At 68.0% G+C, this 20,546-nt stretch carries 18 protein-coding genes; 5 read left to right on the top strand and 13 right to left on the bottom strand.

Annotated elements, in window-relative coordinates:
- Positions 1-8: 8 nt before the first annotated feature.
- The 3 genes from IB223_RS05105 to IB223_RS05095 all read right to left on the bottom strand — a co-directional run bounded on the left by IB223_RS05105 (position 9) and on the right by IB223_RS05095 (position 6,047).
- Positions 9-3,842 (bottom strand): YhdP family protein, encoded by a 3,834-nt coding sequence (locus IB223_RS05105; RefSeq protein WP_192200560.1) that lies wholly within the window; start codon positions 3,840-3,842, stop codon positions 9-11.
- Positions 3,843-3,950: 108 nt separating this feature from the next.
- Positions 3,951-5,438, bottom strand: a complete 1,488-nt coding sequence (gene rng, locus IB223_RS05100) for a ribonuclease G (protein WP_192200559.1) — start codon at positions 5,436-5,438, stop codon at positions 3,951-3,953.
- Positions 5,439-5,450: 12 nt separating this feature from the next.
- Entirely contained in the window at positions 5,451-6,047 is a 597-nt protein-coding gene (locus IB223_RS05095; RefSeq protein WP_192200558.1) for a Maf family protein, read from the bottom strand.
- A 161-nt stretch (positions 6,048-6,208) separates the two neighbouring features.
- Here IB223_RS05095 and IB223_RS05090 point away from each other — a divergent pair, with 161 nt between their 5' ends.
- Together IB223_RS05090 and IB223_RS05085 are read left to right on the top strand one after the other, a co-directional pair.
- Positions 6,209-6,952: an SIMPL domain-containing protein gene (locus IB223_RS05090; protein ID WP_192200557.1), complete on the top strand. Its 744-nt coding sequence runs from the start codon at positions 6,209-6,211 to the stop codon at positions 6,950-6,952.
- A 205-nt stretch (positions 6,953-7,157) separates the two neighbouring features.
- Positions 7,158-7,826 carry an energy transducer TonB gene (locus IB223_RS05085; protein ID WP_192200556.1) on the top strand — a complete coding sequence of 223 codons (669 nt, stop codon included), beginning with the start codon at positions 7,158-7,160 and terminating at the stop codon, positions 7,824-7,826.
- A gap of 197 nt (positions 7,827-8,023) precedes the next feature.
- Here the strand turns inward: IB223_RS05085 and rlmH are convergent, their stop codons facing one another.
- Entirely contained in the window at positions 8,024-8,494 is a 471-nt protein-coding gene (rlmH, locus tag IB223_RS05080; RefSeq protein WP_192200555.1) for a 23S rRNA (pseudouridine(1915)-N(3))-methyltransferase RlmH, read from the bottom strand.
- A gap of 120 nt (positions 8,495-8,614) precedes the next feature.
- On the opposite strand from rlmH, the gene IB223_RS05075 reads away from it, so the two are divergent.
- The gene (locus tag IB223_RS05075; RefSeq protein ID WP_192200554.1) at positions 8,615-10,150 is read left to right on the top strand and encodes an alkaline phosphatase PhoX; all 1,536 of its coding nucleotides are present in this window, start codon (positions 8,615-8,617) and stop codon (positions 10,148-10,150) included.
- 65 nt (positions 10,151-10,215) lie between these two features.
- Here IB223_RS05075 and rsfS read toward each other — a convergent pair whose 3' ends face one another.
- The 5 genes from rsfS to leuS all read right to left on the bottom strand — a co-directional run bounded on the left by rsfS (position 10,216) and on the right by leuS (position 15,747).
- Positions 10,216-10,632: a ribosome silencing factor gene (rsfS, locus tag IB223_RS05070; RefSeq protein WP_093490425.1), complete on the bottom strand. Its 417-nt coding sequence runs from the start codon at positions 10,630-10,632 to the stop codon at positions 10,216-10,218.
- A gap of 31 nt (positions 10,633-10,663) precedes the next feature.
- On the bottom strand, positions 10,664-11,380 hold the full coding sequence (gene nadD / locus IB223_RS05065) for a nicotinate-nucleotide adenylyltransferase (protein WP_192200553.1): 717 nt from the start codon (positions 11,378-11,380) through the stop codon (positions 10,664-10,666).
- Between the two features lie 41 nt (positions 11,381-11,421).
- Positions 11,422-12,456 carry a DNA polymerase III subunit delta gene (holA, locus tag IB223_RS05060; RefSeq protein WP_192200552.1) on the bottom strand — a complete coding sequence of 345 codons (1,035 nt, stop codon included), beginning with the start codon at positions 12,454-12,456 and terminating at the stop codon, positions 11,422-11,424.
- Positions 12,456-13,001: an LPS assembly lipoprotein LptE gene (lptE, locus tag IB223_RS05055; RefSeq protein ID WP_192200551.1), complete on the bottom strand. Its 546-nt coding sequence runs from the start codon at positions 12,999-13,001 to the stop codon at positions 12,456-12,458. Before lptE ends, holA begins: the two co-directional genes overlap by 1 nt.
- Before the next feature lie 112 nt (positions 13,002-13,113).
- Positions 13,114-15,747 carry a leucine--tRNA ligase gene (gene leuS / locus IB223_RS05050; RefSeq protein ID WP_192200550.1) on the bottom strand — a complete coding sequence of 878 codons (2,634 nt, stop codon included), beginning with the start codon at positions 15,745-15,747 and terminating at the stop codon, positions 13,114-13,116.
- Between the two features lie 106 nt (positions 15,748-15,853).
- Between leuS and IB223_RS05045 the strand changes: the two genes are divergently transcribed.
- A complete protein-coding gene (locus IB223_RS05045; RefSeq protein WP_192200549.1) occupies positions 15,854-17,173 on the top strand; it encodes an amidohydrolase family protein in 1,320 nt (439 codons plus the stop codon).
- Between the two features lie 76 nt (positions 17,174-17,249).
- Here IB223_RS05045 and IB223_RS05040 read toward each other — a convergent pair whose 3' ends face one another.
- The 4 genes from IB223_RS05040 to IB223_RS05025 all read right to left on the bottom strand — a co-directional run bounded on the left by IB223_RS05040 (position 17,250) and on the right by IB223_RS05025 (position 19,506).
- On the bottom strand, positions 17,250-17,849 hold the full coding sequence (locus tag IB223_RS05040; protein WP_192200548.1) for a DUF998 domain-containing protein: 600 nt from the start codon (positions 17,847-17,849) through the stop codon (positions 17,250-17,252).
- A gap of 80 nt (positions 17,850-17,929) precedes the next feature.
- Positions 17,930-18,520: a DUF4410 domain-containing protein gene (locus tag IB223_RS05035; RefSeq protein WP_192200547.1), complete on the bottom strand. Its 591-nt coding sequence runs from the start codon at positions 18,518-18,520 to the stop codon at positions 17,930-17,932.
- Positions 18,521-18,593: 73 nt separating this feature from the next.
- Complete coding sequence (locus tag IB223_RS05030; protein WP_142123772.1) at positions 18,594-18,812, bottom strand: helix-turn-helix transcriptional regulator; 219 nt, start codon at positions 18,810-18,812, stop codon at positions 18,594-18,596.
- Between the two features lie 52 nt (positions 18,813-18,864).
- Entirely contained in the window at positions 18,865-19,506 is a 642-nt protein-coding gene (locus tag IB223_RS05025; protein WP_192200546.1) for a hypothetical protein, read from the bottom strand.
- A 141-nt stretch (positions 19,507-19,647) separates the two neighbouring features.
- On the opposite strand from IB223_RS05025, the gene trxA reads away from it, so the two are divergent.
- Positions 19,648-20,502, top strand: a complete 855-nt coding sequence (gene trxA, locus IB223_RS05020; protein WP_192200545.1) for a thioredoxin — start codon at positions 19,648-19,650, stop codon at positions 20,500-20,502.
- Positions 20,503-20,546: the final 44 nt, after the last annotated feature.

Genomic DNA, 20,546 nt, shown 5'->3' with positions numbered 1-20,546 from the left:
CGGCGGATTCAGGGGGCGCCGGCGCTGTCGGTGCGATCGTCGCTTCGGACGCGCGACTGCTCGCGCCCCACCACTTCGACCTTGGGCGATTTCCACGGACCGGTGACGCGGTAGGTCTTGGCGCCCATTTCCGCCAGCGGCTTCTTCAGCACGGCGTTGGCCACCGCACCCACGGCGGCGCCGATGGGCCCACCCGCCACCGCGCCCACGGCGGTGAGTACGTTGGCGGATTTCGGCTTCACGTCCACGGTCTGGTCGAACCGCTCGGCCCGCAGGTCGGTGTCGCCGCGGATCAGGATCTCGGCGGCGGGGCCGTCGATCAGCAGGTTGTCGCTGCGCGCCATCCCGCCGGTGAGGCGGATGTCACCGTCAATACGGTTGAACGCAAAGCCCTTGGCGAAGAAATCGCTGAAGTCGAGCATCAGGCGGCGACGTACTTCCGCCACGCTCAACAGGCCCAGCACGCGGCCCGCACCGGGCTCGACCTCGAGCAGGTGCCCGTCCCGCGCGGCAAGCTTCACGCTGCCCTCCAGCGCGGCCAACTGGAAGCCCGCCGGACTGCCCGACCAGCCGGCCTCGGCGGTGATCTGCCCATGGCCACCCCGCACACGGTCGCCCAGGCCCAGGTCGTCCAGCAGTTCGCCGAAGTTCTCGCTCTTCACGTCCGCCGCGAAGCGCGTCCGTGCCGCAGCACCGGTACCCGTCCACTGGCCGCGCACATCGATCTGCTGCCCCGGTGAGCGCAACTGCAGCGCGTCGACATGCATGCCGTCCGCCTGCTGGCGCGTGCGCAGCTTGGCGGCACCCAGGCGTGCATCGCCGAAGCGCAGATCGTCGATATCCAGCGACAGCGGAGGAATGGCGGCAGGGTCGACGTCGTCCGCGGCGCCGCGCACGGCCGGATCGGTGCGCGGTGCGCCGCCCGCACTCGCCTTGCGCCAATGGACGCGCGCGAGCTTGCCGGCAATCGGCGCGCCCTTGGCATCAGGCACCAGCAGCGCACCGGACAAGGCCTCGCCATCCAGCGAGACCGCGAGCGCCTGTTGCGCGGGGGCGAGCTGCAGGCGGGTATTGGGAAAGGAGGCGCCGATCATGAGCAACTGATCCGCGGTCACGTCGACATGGCGCAGTGGCAGGCTGTCGCTTCCGCCGCTGCCGCCGCGCGCCACTGCCACCCACTCCATCGCATCCAGCGTACCGGTATGTCCGGTGGCCACCAGCCCGGACGGCGGTGGCGCATCCTTCACCTCGTTGCTGCCCAGCACCACGCGCACACCGGTCTGGCCATTGCTGGCGCGCGCGCGCAGCGCGAGCACCTTGCCGAAGGCCACGTCGATCTGTCCGCTGCCCATCGGCAACGGCGCACGCACGGTTGTCGCCAGGGGCGTGGTGGCGGATTTGCGCAGCGGCGCCGGCAGGCTCATCGCGGTACCCACCAAGTCCGATGTCAGGTTGAGTTGTGTCGGCGCTGCCGTCTTGCCCACCGCCACGCGCGGGATGTTCACGCCCACCGTCCATTGCGAGCGTCCGTCCATGTAGGGCTTCAGCCACGCCATCTCGGGGGCGCGGTCCAGCAGGCGGTCGGCTTCGACCATCGCGGACAGGTCGGCTTCGAACGCCTGCATGCGATCACGCGTGCCACTGCCTGCGCGCAGGCCAAGTACCCCGGCCTGCCCGTCATGCATGACCTGCAGCGGACCCGAGGCGAACCCGCCATCGTCATAGCGCGCCTTGCCCCGTACGTCGTCGAACACGAGGTCCCAGCGTTTCTCGGCCAGCTGCGCACCTTTCAGGTCCACCGTGCCGGCCAGCTTCTTGCGCGCCTGCTCACGCGCATGCAGCGGTTGCAGCAGATCGAACGTCGCCGCCACCGGGCCCTTGGCCTGCAGATGGTCGAGCGTGTCACCGTAGGTCTTGTGCAGCGGACTCTGCCGCAGCAGCGCGAGCAGCTCGCCCGCATCGGTCTCGGTGCGCGCGATGATCTTCAGGTCGGCATCGCGGAAATCGGCGATGCCGGCCTGGAACGCCGGAATCGTCACGCCCGCCAACGCTCCTCGTCCCTGCAACTGGAACCCGTTGCCGATGAAGGCGATCTCGGCATCGACCTGGTCCAGCTGCGGCCACTCGGACTGGAACTTGAACTGGCCATCGGCGATGCGGGCGACCGCTTCGAACCTGCCGTTCTGGTGGAGGAACGGCCAGTCGTCGAGGTCGCCAGTGACGATCGCGCGGCCTTCCCGCACGGTGCCGCCCACCAGCGCGGCATTGAGCCAGTCCACTGCGGCCTTGGGCATCTTGTGGTGGATCCAGAATCCCTTGGCCACCGGCACCGGCGCATCGGCCAGGTCCGCCGCGATGTCGATCCACGGTCGCGTGCCATCGCCCTGGAACCACATGCCGCCACGCACGTCGGCAGCGTAATCGGTCCCCTGCACGTGCAACGCCGAAGTCCCCACGCGCCAGCCCGCGCCTTCACGCCACCCCACCACGTCGCCTTCCAGGCGCACGTCGTGCACCACTTCGAACCCGCTCGGCCAGTCGAAGCGCATCGTCGCTTGCGGAAGCAGCCGCAGGCGGAACCCCGCAGCGTCGCCATCGAAATCCCCCGCCAATCCGCGGATGCCGGGGGCATCGCCAACCGCACGGAACCCGATGTCGCGCAACTGTCCTTCCACGCGCATCGGACCATTCCTGCGTCCGGCCAGTGCTAGCCGCGCGAGGCGCGCGCCGGGCCGCGCCTGGAACAGCCAACGGCGCACGCCGGGATCGACCCTGTCGCTGAGCCCGAGCACCGCCAACAGCGGTGCCGCATCCACCTGGTCCGCCAGCAAGGCGTAACGCTCGCCGCCAGCGAGTACCAGGCCATCCAGCGTCTGCACGGCGGGCGCCGTGCCCACCCGCAGGCGCGGAGCATCGAGTCGCCAGCCACCGGCCACCAGGCGCCAACGCATGCGTCCTTCCATCTGCTCGAAATCGATGCGCGTGGGTGCCGCCGATGTCGGCAGCGGCGCGCCGCGCAGGCCCACCTGGCGCAGGTTGGCGTCTGCCGTCACCATCACCACGCGATGCCGGCGCAGTTCCGTCCAGGCCCGCACGCGACCGTTGCCGCGCTCGGCCACCACGCCGGCGTAGCGCAGCAACGGCGACCAGGCGCCGATATCTTCCGCAGCCACATCGAGATAGGCACGCCCATCGCCGGCCTTGCGATCGAAGTCGACCGCCACGTTCAGTGGCGCTGCGTCCTTGCGTATCCATGCCCGCGTGCCGGCGCGCACGCGATCGCCCTGGACGCGCAGGCGCAGGTCGATTTCGGGCAGGCGGATATCCCATCCCAGCGACGGCGCGATGATCGCAAGTCGTCCGTCGATGACCTGCAGTTCACCCAGGCCTTCAAGGCTCTTCAGCGGGTCCTCGGTGGATTGCTGCTGCCCGGGCAGGCCCCGTACCGACCAGCGTCCGTCGTCCTCCCGCTGCAGCGTCAGCGCCAGGCCGCGCAGGCGCAACTCGGTGAAGGAACGCCCTGGCAGCAGTCCGCCATACATCGACACCAGCACTTCTGCCTGGCCGATACGCACGCCGGCATCGCCTTCACCCAGGCGCAGCCCATCGAGCTGCAACAGCGGTCCGCGGCGCGTCCATTGGGTCTTCACCGCATCGAAGGCGACGGGCCGGCCGGCGCGCTCGCTCAGCCATGCCGCGACCCGATCGGGATGCCGCTCCGCCAGCGGCAGCACCTGGCTGGCGATGCCGAGCACCACGGCCATGCACACCAGCACCACCGCGATGCCATAGACGGCACCGCGGCGAGCCAGGCGCAGGCGGCGGCGCAGCGGAGTGGGCATCAGCTCGCTGCGCTCGCCGCGGTTTGCGATCCGGAATGCGGAATTGGTGAAGGCACGAGTCGCGCTTCGCTTGTGCGAATCGCCCACCACGCATCACGAATCACGGCTTCACAGCAACACGACATCGAACTGCTCCTGCAGGTACTGCTCGTCCGCCTGGAAACGGATCGACTTGCCGAGGAATTCCTCCAGTTCCGCCACCGCGGACGATTCCTCGTCGGTGATGCGGGCAACGACCTTCGGCGAGGCGATCACCAGCAGGCGCGCGGCCTCGAACTGGCGCACCGCGCGGGTGATCTCGCGGAAGATCTCGTAGGTGACGGTTTCGGCCGTCTTGATGGCGCCACGTCCGCTGCATTCCGGGCAGGGCTCGGACAACTGGCGCGCCAGGCTTTCCACGGTGCGCTTGCGCGTCATCTCCACCAGGCCCAGCGGCGAGAATTCGTACACCGTGGTCCTGGCGTGGTCCTTGGCCAACGACTTCTCGAGCGTACGCAACACCTGGCGGCGATGCTCGGGATCATCCATGTCGATGAAATCGATGATGATGATGCCGCCCAGGTTTCGCAGCCGCAGTTGGCGCGCGACGGCCTGCGCGGCTTCGAGATTCGTGCGATAGACCGTTTCTTCCAGGTTGCGCTGGCCGAGGAACGAGCCGGTGTTGACGTCGACCGTGGTCATCGCCTCGGTCTGGTCGATCACCAGGTAGCCGCCGGACTTCAGCGGCACCTGCTTGTCCAGCGCGCGGCCGATTTCATCTTCGACGCCGTACAGGTCGAAGATCGGGCGCTCGCCGGTGTACAGCTCGATGCGCTCCGCGAGCACCGGCATGTACTTGGCGACGAACGCCTGCAGGCGCTCGTAGGTTTCGCGCGAATCCACCTTCACCTTCTCCACGTCCTTGCGGATCAGGTCGCGCACGGCGCGCAGCGGCAGGCTCAGGTCTTCGTACAGGATGCTGCACGGCGGCAGCTCGCGACCGCGCTTCTCGACGATGTTCCAGACACGCGACAGGTAGGCCAGGTCCTCGGCCAGGGCTTCCGCCGGCTGGCCTTCGGCATTGGTGCGGATGATGTAGCCGTGTCCGCCATGCTGGGCGGCGAGATCGGTCACCACCTGCTTCAATCGATGGCGCTCGGCATCGTCCTCGATGCGCGCGGAGACACCGATCACCTTGGACTGGGGCAGCAGCACCAGGTAGCGCGACGGAATGCTGATCTGCGTGGTGAGCCGCGCGCCCTTGCTGCCGATGGGATCCTTCACCACCTGAACCACGATGTCCTGCCCGTCGCGCAGCAGATCCATGATCGGCGCCGGCGGCGGTGCGGGCAGCGGGGCCTCCTCGCCATCCACCACCGCGCCGGGCGAGGAGCGCACGATGTCGTTGGCATGCAGGAACGCCGCACGGTCCAGGCCGACCTCGACGAAGGCCGCCTGCATGCCGGGCATCACCCGCTGCACCTTGCCCTTGTAGATGTTGCCGACCACGCCCCGGCGCCAGCCGCGCTCGATGTGCAGTTCCTGCAGCATGCCGTTTTCGATCACCGCGACGCGCGTTTCGCGCGGGGTGACGTTGACCAGGATTTCTTCCGACATGCTTTCCTTCCCTCAGGCTGACGCGGTGGCGACAGGCGCCGATGGATGGATGTCGAACTCGCGCAGCAGTCTCGCGGTTTCGTGGAGAGGCAGGCCCATCACCGCCGAGTAGCTGCCGGCCAGGCGGGTGACGAACTGCTCGGCGCGCCCCTGGATCCCGTAGGCACCCGCCTTGCCCATGGCTTCGCCGCTGGCCACGTAGGCCGCGATGTCATCTTCGTCCAGCTCGGCGAAACTCACGTCGGTGACGACGAACGCCTGTGCTTCGCGCGCGGCGCTGACCACCGAGACCGCAGACACGGCCTGGTGCGTGCGGCCCGACAACCGGCGCAGCATGGCGGCGGCATCGGCGGCATCCACGGGCTTGCCGAAGACCTCGTCGCCCAGGATCACCTCGGTGTCGGCGCCCAGCACCACGGCACCGGGCGAGCCCATCACCTTCAACAGGCCGGCACCCGCCTTCTCGCGGGCGACCCGGCGCACGTACTCCGTGGCAGGTTCGCCGGGCTGGCGGTGTTCGGGGATGTCGAGGTCGATGCGGCCGAACGAGAGCCCCAGGCGGGTCAGCAGTTCGGCGCGGCGGGGGGATTGGGAAGCCAGGTAGAGCATCCGGGAAGAATAACCTGCGGCGCCTGACTGAATGACCGCTGATGATGGCCGGGACGGCGTAACCCTGCGCCGCATCACGGCCCGTTCATGTCATCGTGAACACCCTTGCGCGTCGACGACGACCGGGTGCCCGCAAGCCCGAACCACGAAAAGGAGATCCCATGCGTCTGCCCCTGCTTCGCCCGCTGCTGCTCGCCATCACCCTGTCTCTGGGAACCACTGCCGCCATGACCACTTCCGCCCAGACTGCGCCGGCCTATGCCATCCCGGCCGACGGCACGCTGCTCAACGTCTCCGCGCAGGCCGAGGCCTCCCGCGTTCCCGACATCGCCACCATCTCCGCCGGCGTGGTCACCCAGGCCGTCGACGGCAACACCGCCATGCGCCAGAACAGCGAGCAGATGGCCAAGGTCGTGGCCGCGATCAAGGCCGCCGGGATCGCCGACAAGGACGTGCAGACCAGCGGCATCAGCCTCAATCCGCAATACCGCTACGCCGAGAACGAAGCACCGAAGATCACCGGCTACCAGGCCAACAACACCGTCAGCATCAAGGTCCGCGATATCGCCAAGCTGGGCAAGGTGCTGGACGCCCTGGCCGGCGTGGGTGCGAACCAGATCAACGGCCCCAGCTTCGAGATCGACAATCCGGAACCGGTCTACGACGAGGCGCGCCTGGCCGCGCTGAAGAAGGCCCAGGCCCGTGCGGAGACCTATGCCAAGTCGCTGGGCCTGAAGGTGCGCCGTATCGTCAGCATCTCCGAAGGCAATGGCGGCTTCCGCCCCATGCCGATGATGGCGATGGCGAAGATGGAGGCCCGCGACGCCAGCGGTGCGCCGCCGGTTTCGCCAGGCGAGACCACCGTCTCGATCAACCTGGACGTGGTGTTCGAACTGGGCAAGTAAGCACCGCCAGCTCCCGACGACGGCGCCCTGCGGGGCGCCGTTTTCGTTGGATGGGCGGATGGCCGGACTACGCCGAAGGTCGAACCCCCACCCCCTTGCGGACGCCATCCGCCGGAGTACAGTCTGGACATGCGGCGCCGGGACGTTGCAACCCCACTCCTCGCGGCCGAGCGTTGTTCCGTTCACAGCCCTCAGGAGGTGGATCATGGTTCGCGCACTACCCCACGGTTCCGACACCCGCATCGAGCTCGGCCGCATCGCGGCCATCGCCGCCGCCATCGCGGTCCATGCCGCCGCCCTGCTCATGCTGCTGATGCCGATGGCGGCGCCGCCCATCGCAGCACCTGTGAAGCCGAAGATCGTCATCGAGTGGTACAAAAAGGAACAGGTCGAGCCCAAACCGGTTGAAGCAGAGATCGTCAAGCGGGTCACGCCCAAGCCTGTCGAGCCACGTCCGGTGGTGAAGCCTGTCGAGGACAAGCAGATTGTCGATGCTCCCATCGTCGTGGACCAGGACAGCGAGCGCGCCATCGATACCTCCGTCGCCGCAATCGACAGCGGCGATATCGGCGTCCCGTCGCACGGCACCGGTCCATTGCCCTCCGCCACGCTTGAATACGTCCGCGCGACGTCGCCTCGCTATCCGATCAGCGAGCTGAAGAGTGGCGTGGAAGGCACGGTGGTCCTGCGCGTGCTGGTGGATGTGGACGGCACGCCCCTCGACGTGAGCATCGAGAACAGCAGCGGCAACCGCAATCTGGACAGGTCCGCCCTCCAGCACGTGCTGAAGACCTGGCGCTTCAAGCCCGCCATGCAGAACGGGCAGGCGGTGCAGGCTTACGGCCTGGTGCCGATCGCCTTCAGCCTGCAATGATGCGGAGGACATGAACGAAGAAGCCCGCCGAAAAGGCGGGCTTCTGTCTTCTGTAGGAGCGACGTGAGTCGCGACCGCGCGTCGTGCATGCACGGAAATCGAAATCCGCCACGGAAAGCGAACCGAGGTAGTGACAGATCGAGATCGGACGGTCTGCGGTCGCGACTCACGTCGCTCCTGCAGAAAGCGCCCATCGCTCAGGCGCGGTGGTAGGGATGGTTCGCCAGCATCGCCGCCGCGCGGTAGACCTGCTCCGCTACCAGCAATCGCACCAGCATGTGCGGCAACGTCAGCGGGCTGAGCGACCACTTCTCGTGTGCAGCAGCCACGACATCGGGTGCATGGCCTTCAGGCCCTCCGATCAGCAGTGCGATATCGCGGCCCAGCGTACGCCAGTGTTCCAGCCGCTGGGCGAGTTGTTCCGACGAGTACGGCTTGCCGGTCACTTCCAGCGCGACCACATGGGCATTCTTCGGCAAGGCCGCGAGCACGCGCTTGCCCTCGTCCTCGATCGCACGCTGCGGATCGCGGCCTTTGCCACGCAGGCCCGGCTCGATTTCGACCAGTTCGAACGGCAGCCAGTGCGACAGGCGCTTCTGGTACTCGGCGAAGCCTTGCGCGACCCACGCGGGCGCACGCTCGCCGGTGGCGATGAGACGGCATTTCATGTCGCCATGATAGCGGCGTCACACGTTCATCGGCCCGCTTGCAAGGGTCATGCCTTTGTCATGTGGCGGTTATGTGCGCTGCCTAGCGTCGCGGACTCCCCAGCCCGCAGGAGTCGCATGATGACGATGTTCGATCCCTCCCGTCGCCAGGTCCTGAAAGGCAGTGCCGCCGCCATCGCCATGGGTGCCATCGGCAGCCTCGGCGCGTTGCATGCGCGACAGGCCCATGCCGCCACGGCCGCGACACAACTCTCACCGGTCCCGAGCCGCTATGGCCCGCTCGCGCCGGTCGCGGATGACGCCACCGGCCTGCCGTTGCTGCAACTGCCGCGCGGCTTCCGCTACCGCTCCTTCGGCTGGAGCGGCGACCGCATGGATGACGGCCAGCCCTGCCCCGACCGCCACGACGGCATGGCCGTCGTCGGCGTGCGCCATCCACGCCGCGGCCGGGGTGGCAGGGGCCACGGACATGGCCTGGAGTACGTGCTGATCCGCAATCACGAGCGCGGCGCCGGCACGCCGATCCGGGCACCCGGTATGTACGACACCGGCACGGTCAGCGGCGCGGAGCGCGCGGGCGGCGGCACCACGACCCTGGGCTGGCGCCATGGCGAATGGACGCGCATGGAGCCGAGCCTGGGCGGTACGCTGGTGAACTGCGCGGGCGGCCTGACGCCGTGGGGTACGTGGCTGAGCTGCGAAGAGATCAAGACCGACGCCACCTCCAGCACCGGCCGCAAGCATGGCTACGTGTTCGAAGTCGATCCCGAGAACGAACGCACGACCGGCCGCCCGCTGGTGGGCCTGGGTCGCTTCAGCCACGAAGCGGTGGCCGTGGACCCGCGCACCGGCATCGTCTACCTGACCGAGGACGACCGGAACAAATCGGGCTTGTACCGCTTCGTCCCGAACGACCGCCGCGGCCGCAACGGCTCGCTGGAGAACGGTGGCCGGCTGCAGGCGGCGCGCGTGCGTGGCCGTCGCAACGTCGACCTCAGCGTGGCGGCGATCGGCGACGAATACGCACTGGAGTGGGTGGATGTTCCCGACCCGGACCTGGACACGATCGTGGCGCCGGCCGGGTTCCCCGACATTTCCGCCGGGGAGACGCTGAGCGGACCGTTCGCGCAGGCATGGAGCGAAGGCGCGCTGCGCATGAGCCGTGGCGAAGGCATCTGGTACAGCTACGGCAAGATGTTCATCGTCGACACCAGCACGGGCGTGGACGCGCAGGGCCGCAAGGGTCGTGGCAACGGGTCGGTGTGGGTCCTCGACCTGTTCACGCAGCGCCTGAAGGCGCTGTTCGTCAGCGGCCACCAGCTGGCCGCCCACAACCCCGACAACATTACGGTCAGTGGCCGCGGCGGCGTCGTGCTGTGCGAAGACGGCGGCGAGAGTCCCGACGAATACGGCCCCGGCGCGCGTCTGATCGGCCTGACCCGTGCCGGTGAGTCGTTCTACCTGTGCAAGAACAACGTGCAGCTGACATCCACGCAGATCGCCAATGCGGGAAAGTCGGTACCCGAAGGCGACTACCGCGAAAGCGAATTCTGCGGCGCGTGCTGGGACCCTTTCTCGCGCACGCTGTTCGTCAATCTGCAGACGCCGGGCATCACCGTCGCGATCACCGGCCCGTGGGAGCGCGGGCCGCTCTGACGGAGATCAGCGGAACGAAGAACGGCGCTCTGGGGCGCCGTTCCTTCGATGCATGACGATCGGCCTCAGAGCCGCGATTCGTCAGCCGTTTCGATGTCTTCCGGCGGCTGGTCGCCCACGGTCCACAGACGCTCGAGCGCGTAGAACTCGCGCACGCGCGGCAGCATGACGTGGACGATCACATCACCCAGGTCGACGAGGACCCATTCGGCCTCGCGCTCGCCTTCCACACCCAGCGGCATCACGTCGAGCTTCTTGGCGAACTTCACCACTTCGTCGGCAATCGATTTCACGTGGCGGGTCGACGTGCCCGAGGCGATCACGAGGTAGTCGGCGACGCTGGACTTGCCGCGCACGTCGATCTCGACGACATCCTTGGCTTTCAGCTCCTGCACGGCGGCATGCACCGTGGCGAGCAGGTCCGGCAGGGCCGGCGGCGGACTGGGCAGACGGGTCTTGATGACGTGGGCTTGGCTGGACAAAGGCTTGGTGGCTCTGGGAATACGGCGGCGATTATAGCGAACCCGTGCCGGCCGCCCGTGACGCGTAAAGCCTTTCGTCGGCAATGGCGTCCGCGACCGCCGCCGGAACGAGATGCCGCCAGGCCACGCCCGCGGCGATGCGACGGCGGATCTCGGTCGCCGATTCGGGCTGAAGCGGGTGACCGAGCCGGTATACACGCCCCGCGGGCACCCGCCACAGTCCTTCGGGACACGATATCCACCGGTCGGCGAGGGCATCCGACAGCAACGGGGGAAGGCCCGCGCCCAACGGACTGCCGGGACGGTCGGCGACGATGAAATGCGCCAGATCGAAGAGCGCCGTCCACTCCCGCCAGGTCGGCAGGCCCAGCAGGCTGTCCGCGCCGATCAGCAGGGCGACCGGGACCGCGTCGCCCTGCTCGGCCCGGAGTTCGCGCAGCGTATCGATGGTGTAGGAGCGGCCGTCCGGCTTCCGCGCCGCACGGAGCAGTTCGCGCCGGTCCACGCGCAGGCCGGCTTCATCCGCCACCGCCAGGTCGAGCAGATGCGCGCGCTGGCATGCGCTCGCGCCCGGCGGGGCACGATGGGGGGGGTCGGCCGCCGGCATCAGGTTGACCGGCACGCGGAATTCATCGCGCGCAGCGCGCGCAATGGCCAGGTGCCCGTTGTGGACGGGGTCGAACGTGCCGCCGTAGTAGAGCTGCAGCCGTGATGCGTGATGCGTGAGGATGGATTCGTGGTTCGGCATCGGCATCGGCTTCCGCGAATCAAGAATCGCCGATCGCCACGTCACGCCACCAGCAGGCGCACGGCCTTCGCCTCGGCGATCGCCAGCAGCAGGCGCTCCAGGCCCACCCAGGCATCGCCATCGCCCCGCCCTTTCGCGGTGCGGTCGATCTTCGACGCTTCGGCGACGAAACGGTCCCAGCGTGCTGGCGTCGCATGCCGTTGCAGCGCACGCTTGAACGGCGCCTGCTTGGCTTCCCAGATGCCCTGCGATTTCATTTCGGCAGCGAGGTTGCCGCCACTGGCCTGCACGCGCGCCAGCGCTGCGGTACGCAGCAGTTCCTTGACGACCATCGGCATCAGGCCGGCGACCATATCGCCTTCTGCGCGTAGGCCGGCGAGGATGCGCGAAACCTGCGCGCCCTGCCCGGCCAGCACCGCGTCGGTCAGGCGGAAAACGTCGTAGCGGGCAGCGTTCGCGACCAGCGATTCCATCCGCCCGACATCCAGCACCTCGCCTTCGCTGAGCAGGGCGAGCTTGTCGATTTCCTGCGCGGCCGCCAGCAGGTTGCCCTCGACGCGATCGGCCAGCAGTTGCACGGCATCGCGGTCTGCCCGCACGCCCTTGCTGCGCAGGCGGCTTTCGATCCAGCCTGGAAGCTCGTGCGGTTTGATGGCCCATGCCACCGCGACCACGCCGACGCGTGCGATGGCATCGCTCCACTTGCCCTGGTAGGCCTTGCCCCATTCGCCGGCGGTGATCAGCAGCACCACGTCCGGCGGCGGGTTGGCGCAGAACGCGCTGATGATCTCGGCGCCCTCCTTGCCCGGTTTGCCGCCCGGCAGCCGGACCTCGACCAGGCGGCGCGCACTGAACAGGCTGGGCGCATTGAAGCTCGCCTCCAGCCGGTCCCAGTCGAAATCACGCCCGTCGGCATCGAAGACTTCGCGCTCGCCGATGCCCTGCGCGCGCGCCTGTGCACGCACCGCATCCGCAGCTTCCAGCACGCGCAACGTTTCGGGGCCCGCGATCAGGTAGACCGGATGCAGCGTCTCGGACGCGCCGCGCGCGGCCAGCTGTTCCGGCTTGAGTTCCATCAGGGCGCCACGTTCACCGGACCGGAGCGCACCACGCCGTCGATGCGGCGCAGGATGGAGGCCGCCATGTCGCGACGCAGCTCGTCAGCGAGCACTTCGCGCTCTGTCGCGGTACCGGTCGCATCCTGCGGTGGCGACACGTAATCCCGCGACAGCTCCACGACCTGCTGCGGCACCAGGTCGGTCCCGTCCGCGCGCTTGAACGCGAAGACCACCGCGTAGCGCAGACTGAATTCCTGCGCGCGACCAAACTGGTCCACGGCGATAGGCAGGTCGCCCCAGCGCTCGGAAAGGATGCGCAGCGTGGCCACCTGCTCTTCGGGCATCGCGGCACTGTCTTCGCCGATGGGCGCGGCCAGTGTCGCACCCGCGCCCTGCAGGCCACGCGACAGGCTGGTGACCAGCGCGCTGTAGGACGTGGACGCGCCCATGACCCTGACAGGCCCCAGGTCGGACGGCAGCGCGATCTTGTTGCGCAGGTGGAAACCGCAACCGGCCAGGAAGACCAGGGCGACGAGGAGCAGAGGCAGGCGGAATCGGGTCATGAGCGAAGTCTGGACGAGGCCGTCATGGGCGGCAATAGCGTAGCCGGACCGCAGGTGAACACCGGGGCAAGACGTCCGCCGCCGATATCCATCCGCAGCACGGCTTCGCCGGTCAACCCGCCACGATGTTGACGATCTTGCCCGGCACCACGATCACCTTCCGGATCGCCAGGCCTTCAAGGAACTTCGCGGTGTTCGGCTCCGCCCTGGCCAGCGACTCGACCAGGTCGCGCGGCGCATCGGCAGCCACGTCGATCGTGCCGCGCAGCTTGCCGTTGACCTGGATCGCCAGGGTGACCGAATCGCGCACCAGCGCATCCTGGTCGACCTGCGGGAATGCCACGTCCTCGATCAGCGTCTCATCGTGGCCCAGCGCCTGCCACAGTGCGTGGCTGGCATGCGGTGTGATCGGGTTGAGCAGCAGCACCGCAGCTTCCAGTGCTTCCTGGCGCACCGCACGCCCCTGCGCACTGGCATCGTCGAACTTGCCCAGCGTATTGGACAGCTCCATCACCGCAGCGATGGCCGTGTTGAAGCTGTGGCGCTTGCCGTAGTCGTTGCCGACCTTGTCGATGGTCTCGTGGGTCTTGCGGCGTAAGGCCTTCTGGTCGGCGGTGAGCGCTGCCACCTCCACCGCGGGTGCGGCTCCGTCGGCCACATGCTTCTGCACCTGCGTCCACAGGCGGCGCAGGAAGCGCGCCATGCCTTCCACGCCGGCTTCGTTCCACTCCAGCGACTGCTCCGGCGGCGCGGCGAACATCGAGAACAGGCGCACGGTGTCGGCGCCGAACTTGTCCACCATCGACTGCGGGTCGACGCCGTTGTTCTTCGACTTCGACATCTTCTCGACCGGGCCGATCTTCACCGGCTGGCCATCCGCCTTCAGCGTGGCGCCGACGACACGGGCCTTGTCGTCGCGCTGGATCTCGACATCGACCGGATTGATCCAGTCCTTCGACCCGTCCGCGTTGTCGCGATAGAACGTCTCGGCGATCACCATGCCCTGTGTGAGCAGGTTGGTGGCCGGCTCGTCGCTGTCCACCAGTCGCGCGTCGCGCAGCAGCTTGTGGTAGAAGCGGAAGTACATCAGGTGCAGGATCGCGTGCTCGATGCCGCCGATGTACTGGTCCACCGGCAGCCAGTAGTTGCCGCGCTTGTCGACCATGTCCTTCGCACCAGGCGAGGTGTAGCGCGCGTAGTACCAGCTCGATTCCATGAAGGTGTCGAAGGTGTCGGTCTCGCGCTCGGCGGCGGCGCCACACTGCGGGCACTTGGTCTTGCGCCACTCGGGATCGGCCTTGATCGGCGACTTCACGCCATCCAGGGTAACGTTCTCCGGCAGCACGACCGGCAGATCGGAATCCGGCACCGGCACGGCGCCGCAGGATTCGCAGTAGATGACCGGAATCGGGCAGCCCCAGTAGCGCTGGCGGCTGACGCCCCAATCGCGCAGGCGGTAGTTCACGCGGCGCTGGCCCTGGCCCTTGCGCTCGAAGCGTTCGGCCAGCGCCTCGAAGGCGCCACGGTAATCCAGGCCGTCGAACTCGCCGGAATTGACCAGTTCCAGATCGTCGCGCGTCTTGTCGCCGTACCAGTCACGCCAGGTGGTCGGGTCGTAGGTCTTTTCGTCGTCGGTCTTCGGTGCCTTCAGTGCGATGACCTGCTGGATCGGCAGCGCGTACTTGGTGGCGAACTCGAAGTCGCGCGGGTCGTGGCCCGGCACCGCCATCACCGCTCCCGTGCCGTAACCCATCAGCACGAAGTTGGCGACCCACACCGGGACCTTGTCGCCGGTGACCGGATGGACGGCCCTCAGCCCGGTGTCCATGCCGCGCTTTTCCTGCGTCTCCAGCTCGGCTTCGGACACGCCGCCGTGCTTCAGTTCTTCCAGGAACGCGGCCAGCGCCGGATTGGACGCGGCCGCCTTCAGCGCCAGGGGATGCTCGCCGGCGATCGACACGAAGGTCACGCCCATCAGCGTGTCCGGGCGGGTGGTGAATACCGTCAACGGCTCCTGGCCTTCGACGACGAACTGGATTTCCAGGCCCTCGGAACGACCGATCCAGTTGCGCTGCATGGTCTTGACCGCATCCGGCCAGCCCGGCAACTCGTCCAGGCCGTCCAGCAGCTCCTGTGCGTAATCGGTGATGCGCAGGAACCATTGCGGGATCTCGCGCTTCTCCACCACCGCGCCGCTGCGCCAACCGCGGCCGTCGATGACCTGCTCATTGGCCAGCACGGTCTGGTCGACCGGGTCCCAGTTCACCACCGAGTTCTTGCGGTAGGCCAGGCCCTTGCGCAGCAGGCGCGTGAACATGCGCTGCTCGTGCACGTAGTACTCGGGGCGGCAGGTGGCGAACTCGCGCGACCAGTCGATCGCGTAACCCAGCGACTTCAGCTGGGTGCGCATGTGCTCGATGTTGGCGTAGGTCCACTTGGCAGGCGCGGTCTTGTTCTTGATCGCGGCGTTCTCCGCCGGCAGGCCGAACGCGTCCCAGCCCATCGGCTGCAGCACGTTGTGGCCGGTCATCCGCTTGTAGCGACTGATCACATCGCCGATGGTGTAGTTGCGCACGTGGCCCATGTGCAGCGCACCGGATGGGTACGGCAGCATCGACAGGCAGTAGTACTTCGGCTTGTCCGACTGCTCGTCGACCTCGAAGGCGCGCCGGGCCTCCCAGAAGGCCTGGGCCTGGGACTCGACGGTTTTCGGATCGTAGGAAGCGGGTTCGGCAACAGTGGACATGGCGGTGTGCGGCTACGGCGACGGCAAAGCGGCCAAGGGTACCGCAGCGCACCATGACCCGCCACGCCAACGGTTAGCATGGGCGCGTCGAAACCGGGGATCCAAGATGACCAAGCGCCTGTTTGCCCTAGCCCTGGCAGCCGCCAGCCTGCCCGTTGCGGCCGCCGAACCGGCCCCGCCCGCCACGCTGGCCCTGCATTGCGGCCAGTTGTTCGATGCCCGCAGCGGCAAGGTGCTGGGCGAACACACGGTGCTGGTCCGCGACGGCAGGATCGCCGAAGTCATTCCCGGCCGCGCCAAGCTGGCCGACGCCGAATCGATCGTCCTGACCGACCACACCTGCACGCCCGGCTGGACCGACCTGCATGTCCATCTCGGCAGCGAATCCAGCCCGCAGAGCTACTCCGAAGGGTTCCGGCTGGACCCGGTGGACTACGCCTTCCGCTCCGTGGGCTTCGCCGAAAAGACCCTGATGGCCGGCTTCACCAGCGTGCGCGACCTGGGCGGCGATGTGGCGCCGCACCTGCGCGACGCCATCAGCCAAGGCCTGGTGAAGGGTCCGCGCATCTTCGCCGCCGGCAAGTCCATCGCCACCACCGGCGGCCATGCCGACCCCACCAACGGCTACAACGACCGCCTTTCGCACCTGCTCGGCCCGCCCGGCCCGACCGAAGGCGTGATCAATTCGCCCGACGAGGCGCGCCAGGCGGTGCGCCAGCGCTATAAGGACGGCAGCGATGTCATCAAGATCACCGCGACCGGCGGGGTGCTGAGTTACGCCAAGTCGGGCGATGCGCCGCAGTTCGTGGTGGACGAGATCAAGGCCATCGTGGATACCGCGCGGGATTACGGCTTCCGCGTGGCGGCGCACGCGCATGGCAAGGAAGGCATGAAGCGCGCCATCCTCGGCGGCGTCACCAGCATCGAGCACGGCACTTACATGGACGACGAGATCATGCGGCTGATGAAGCAGCACGGAACCTGGTACGTGCCGACGATCTACGCGGGCCGCTTCGTGGCCGACAAGGCGAAGATCGATGGCTACTTCCCGCCCGTGGTCCGGCCGAAAGCGCAGCGCATCGGCGCGCTGATCCAGCAGACCGCCAGCAATGCGTACCGCAACGGGGTGAAGATCGCCTTCGGCACCGACATGGGGGTAGGCCCGCACGGCGACAACGCGCGCGAATTCCTCTACATGGTGGAGGCCGGCATTCCCGCCAACGTCGCCCTGCAGGCCGCCACGATCCGCGCGGCGGAAGTGCTGGGCGTGGACGACCAGGGCGTGATCGAGACCGGCAAGCGCGCCGACATCGTGGCCGTCCCGGGCGATCCGGTGGCCGATATCAATGCGGTGCTGAAGGTCGACTTCGTGATGAAGGACGGCAAGGTATATCGCCGGCCGCGCCTCGACGCCCCCGCCCGATGACGCGATGACGAACGCGCCGCAGCGCGCCGGCGTGCGGAATGGCCGGTACTAGGCCATGCTCGCGCGGCGGAGGTATTCACCTTCCGGCGCGCGACGCAACGCACAGCCAGCCGAGCCACGCGGCATAGCCGAGTCGCTGCGCCACGCCCGCCGGCATCCATTCGACCGCCAGCAGCGCGCTGAACACCACGATCACGGCCGCCGCAACGCTCGCCACCACCGCCGGGCGCCACCCGCCCCGCCCCCGCATGCCGAGGGCGAACAGCGCTGCACCCGGCACGAATGCCACCCACCACAACAGCCATGCGGTCGCGTGCAGGCTGCTCGCGTCGTTGTGCAGGTCTTCCGGGTCCAGCGGCAGGACGCCCAGCCCGGCGAAACCCAGCGCGGACAACAGCAGTAACTGCGCACCAACGCGGGCGGGCCATCCTGCGTCGGCCGGCAACCGGTGCCTCAGGTCCAGCGCAGTGCCTGCGGCCAGTATCCCCGTCAGCATGAAGCCCAGCAGGTTGAAGCCCAGCGCATGCGGAACGCCCTTCGCTCCCAGCACCGCCACCGGATGCCCGATCTGCGAGTAGCCCGACAGCGCCAAGCCGAAGCCCAGCACGGTGCAGGTGAAGACGATCGCGGCGGCCACGCCGGTCAGGGGCAACAGGCGGGACGAGGGGATCGGCATGGCGTTCGCGACAGGAGGAGACGAGGTGTGCAGACGAACCGAGCCTGCACGCCGGGGACGCGCATCTTAGCGCCGGGGCCCTACTCCTTTTCCCAGCCGGTGCGGCCGCCCTGCGCGGCAGCCTGGTTTTCCTTGAAGTAATCCAGTGCCAGCGAGGCACTGCGGACCAGCATGCTGTTGTCGGCGGCGCCGAACGTCCAGGCACCCGCCATCCCCTTCGCATGCTGGTAGAACTCGGGCTCGGCGATCAATGCGCCAGTCGCCTGGTCGGTGAGCTTCACCTTCACCAGGATGCGCGAACTGCCCGCGAAGGCGCCCGCCCAGAACCGCGCACCCCCGCTGATGAAGCGGATCTTCTCGATGCGCGGCTCGATCACCAGCGTCCGCACGGGTGCATGCGTGGCAGGCGCCGCGTTGCGCTCTGCAACCCACACGCCCACGCGCTCGTCGAGGTTGCGCTGGAACGACGCCAGCGCCTCCTGGTTGGCCTTGTGCCCGGCATAGTCGGAGGCGAGCGTGGCGGGCTTGAGGTCGTAGCGGTCGAACTGTCCGAGTGCCTCGACCGGCGGCGGGTTCACCTCGGCTGACGCCTGGATTTCGTCCTTCGCCAGCGCCTGGCCGACGAAAGCCCATCCCAGCAACATGCCCACTACGACGCGACGCACATCCATCACAGCCTCCGGACCGATCATCGACGCGGCCGATGCCGCGGCGGCGACCTTAGCAGAGCGCCGCCGTGGGGCCCTATGCCAAAGGTTGCCAATGGAAAACGTCCTCCACGCCCACTCCGAAGGCCCGTGCGATGCGGAAGGCCAGCTCCAGCGAGGGTGCGTAGCGCCCGGCTTCCAGTGCAATGATGGTCTGCCGCGTCACCCCGCAGGCATCGGCCAGGCCCTGCTGGGTCATCTCGCCGCGCTCGAAGCGAAGCCGCCGGATATCGTTGGCGATCGGCGTGCCGGTCATCGGCGGTCGCCCCCATGCGGCGGCGAAACCCGTGCTGACTCTTCACCACCGTTCACGCCTGCGTCCCCCGCCTGTCCTTCCAGTACATCAGCGCGGTGGCCGCGTACTCGCAGAGCCACCCCCACATCAGCGCGAACACCAGCAGGTTGGCGATCATGAAGTGGGTCGCCCACGCCAGCCGGTCCGCCGGCGAGAACGCCAGCATCACCGCCAGGCCAATCAGACAGAACGTCAGCGCACTGCGTCCCCAGCCGGCGGCCTGCTTCTCGATCTCGCGGTCGCGTTCGTCCTCCTGCACCCGCCCCTTCCAGCGTGCGCCCAGCACGCCGGTCAGCACGCTCCAGGCCACCAGCAGCAATACCAGGTTGCGCCCGACCGCGCGCGCATCCGGGTTGTCCCAGGCCGGGCCGGCGACGAACACCTGTGACTTGGCGAGGAAATAGCCGGTCGCCACCAGCATGAACGCCGTGCCCACCCAGGCCTTCCACTCTCCCGGCGACAGGCCGCGCTCGGCCTCGCCCATGGGCATGCGCGAAACCGCATACATCGACACCCAGGCCACGGTCACCAGTAGCGCGGTGCCCCATTTGCCCAGGTCGACGCCCAGCAGGATTCCCGGGCCAGCCAGCAGGGCCCAGAACGCCAGCAGGGCCCCGACAAGCAGCAACAGCCAACCAACGCGTCGCACATCCATTGACGTAACTCCTGCCGGACAAAATGTAAGTCATACTTTACATTCCGGAGGGACAATGTCAAATCCTTTTTACATCACCTTGTATCCTGCCCGCCGCGGCACCATGTGAACGCGACTTCCCCACCCGCCACGAGCGACCCGATGAGCGAGCTGCCCCACGTTTTCGATGCCACCACCGAGACCTTCGAGGCCGACGTCCTGCGCAAGTCGCTGGAAGTGCCGGTGCTGGTGGATTTCTGGGCCACGTGGTGCGGGCCGTGCAAGACCCTGGGACCGATCCTCGAGAAGCTGGCGGGCGAGTACAACGGCGCCTTCCTGCTGGCCAAGGTGGATGTGGACAAGGAGCAGCAGATCGCGGCCGCCTTCCAGATCCGCTCGGTGCCCACCGTGTTCCTGGTCAAGGACGGACAGCTGGTGGACGGATTTCCCGGCGCCCTGCCGGAAGGCCAGCTGCGCGAGTTCCTGGCCTCGCACGGCGTCCTGCCGGCGGAGGCGGCCGACGCCCCGGTCGTGGACGCCCCGCTCGACCCCCAGGCGCAGGTCGCCGCGTTGCGCGAGGCCGTCGCGGCCGATCCGGACAAGGACGAACTGAAGCTCGATCTGGTCCTTGCCCTGCTGAAGACCGGCGAGGCCACCGAGGCCGAGCGCCTGCTCGACGCCCTGCCCGCCAACCTTGCCACCGATGATCGCGCGATCAGGGCGCGCGCACGCCTTGGCTTCGCCGCCGCGCTGAAGGACGCACCGTCCGTCGATGCGTTGCGCGCTGCGGTGACCGCGAACGCCGACGACCTGCGCGCACGCCACCTGTTGGGCGTGCGCGCCCTGGTGGAAGGCGACTCCGAGGCCGCGTTGGAACAGTTCCTGGAAATGCTCAAGCGCGACCGCGCGTACGAGGAGGGATTGGCGCGGAAGAGCCTGATCGATGCGTTCCGCGTGATCGAAGACGAGGTCCTGGTCAGCCAGTACCGCCGCAAGATGTCCTCCCTGCTGTTCTGATTCCCGAATTGCCCCGTACCTGTCCCTTTTGCACGCGCAGTACC

This window comes from Pseudoxanthomonas sp. PXM03, from assembly GCF_014852005.1.
Classification (GTDB): Bacteria; Pseudomonadota; Gammaproteobacteria; order Xanthomonadales; family Xanthomonadaceae; genus Pseudoxanthomonas_A.
The sequence above is the reverse complement of the archived record's forward strand: the minus strand, read 5'-3'. Positions and strand labels throughout refer to the sequence as shown.

Excerpts from the sequence above, each read along its gene's own strand:
- trxA (WP_192200545.1), top strand. The coding sequence starts at position 19,648 with ATGAGCGAGCTGCCCCACGTTTTCGATGCCACCACCGAGACCTTCGAG.
- rng (WP_192200559.1), bottom strand. The coding sequence starts at position 5,438 with ATGTCGGAAGAAATCCTGGTCAACGTCACCCCGCGCGAAACGCGCGTC.
- IB223_RS05025 (WP_192200546.1), bottom strand. The coding sequence starts at position 19,506 with ATGGATGTGCGACGCGTTGGTTGGCTGTTGCTGCTTGTCGGGGCCCTG.
- IB223_RS05075 (WP_192200554.1), top strand. The coding sequence starts at position 8,615 with ATGACGATGTTCGATCCCTCCCGTCGCCAGGTCCTGAAAGGCAGTGCC.
- leuS (WP_192200550.1), bottom strand. The coding sequence starts at position 15,747 with ATGTCCACTGTTGCCGAACCCGCTTCCTACGATCCGAAAACCGTCGAG.
- holA (WP_192200552.1), bottom strand. The coding sequence starts at position 12,456 with ATGGAACTCAAGCCGGAACAGCTGGCCGCGCGCGGCGCGTCCGAGACG.
- nadD (WP_192200553.1), bottom strand. The coding sequence starts at position 11,380 with ATGCCGAACCACGAATCCATCCTCACGCATCACGCATCACGGCTGCAG.
- IB223_RS05030 (WP_142123772.1), bottom strand. The coding sequence starts at position 18,812 with ATGACCGGCACGCCGATCGCCAACGATATCCGGCGGCTTCGCTTCGAG.
- lptE (WP_192200551.1), bottom strand. The coding sequence starts at position 13,001 with ATGACCCGATTCCGCCTGCCTCTGCTCCTCGTCGCCCTGGTCTTCCTG.
- IB223_RS05040 (WP_192200548.1), bottom strand. The coding sequence starts at position 17,849 with ATGCCGATCCCCTCGTCCCGCCTGTTGCCCCTGACCGGCGTGGCCGCC.
- IB223_RS05105 (WP_192200560.1), bottom strand. The coding sequence starts at position 3,842 with ATGCCCACTCCGCTGCGCCGCCGCCTGCGCCTGGCTCGCCGCGGTGCC.
- IB223_RS05085 (WP_192200556.1), top strand. The coding sequence starts at position 7,158 with ATGGTTCGCGCACTACCCCACGGTTCCGACACCCGCATCGAGCTCGGC.
- IB223_RS05095 (WP_192200558.1), bottom strand. The coding sequence starts at position 6,047 with ATGCTCTACCTGGCTTCCCAATCCCCCCGCCGCGCCGAACTGCTGACC.
- IB223_RS05090 (WP_192200557.1), top strand. The coding sequence starts at position 6,209 with ATGCGTCTGCCCCTGCTTCGCCCGCTGCTGCTCGCCATCACCCTGTCT.
- IB223_RS05045 (WP_192200549.1), top strand. The coding sequence starts at position 15,854 with ATGACCAAGCGCCTGTTTGCCCTAGCCCTGGCAGCCGCCAGCCTGCCC.
- IB223_RS05035 (WP_192200547.1), bottom strand. The coding sequence starts at position 18,520 with ATGGATGTGCGTCGCGTCGTAGTGGGCATGTTGCTGGGATGGGCTTTC.
- rlmH (WP_192200555.1), bottom strand. The coding sequence starts at position 8,494 with ATGAAATGCCGTCTCATCGCCACCGGCGAGCGTGCGCCCGCGTGGGTC.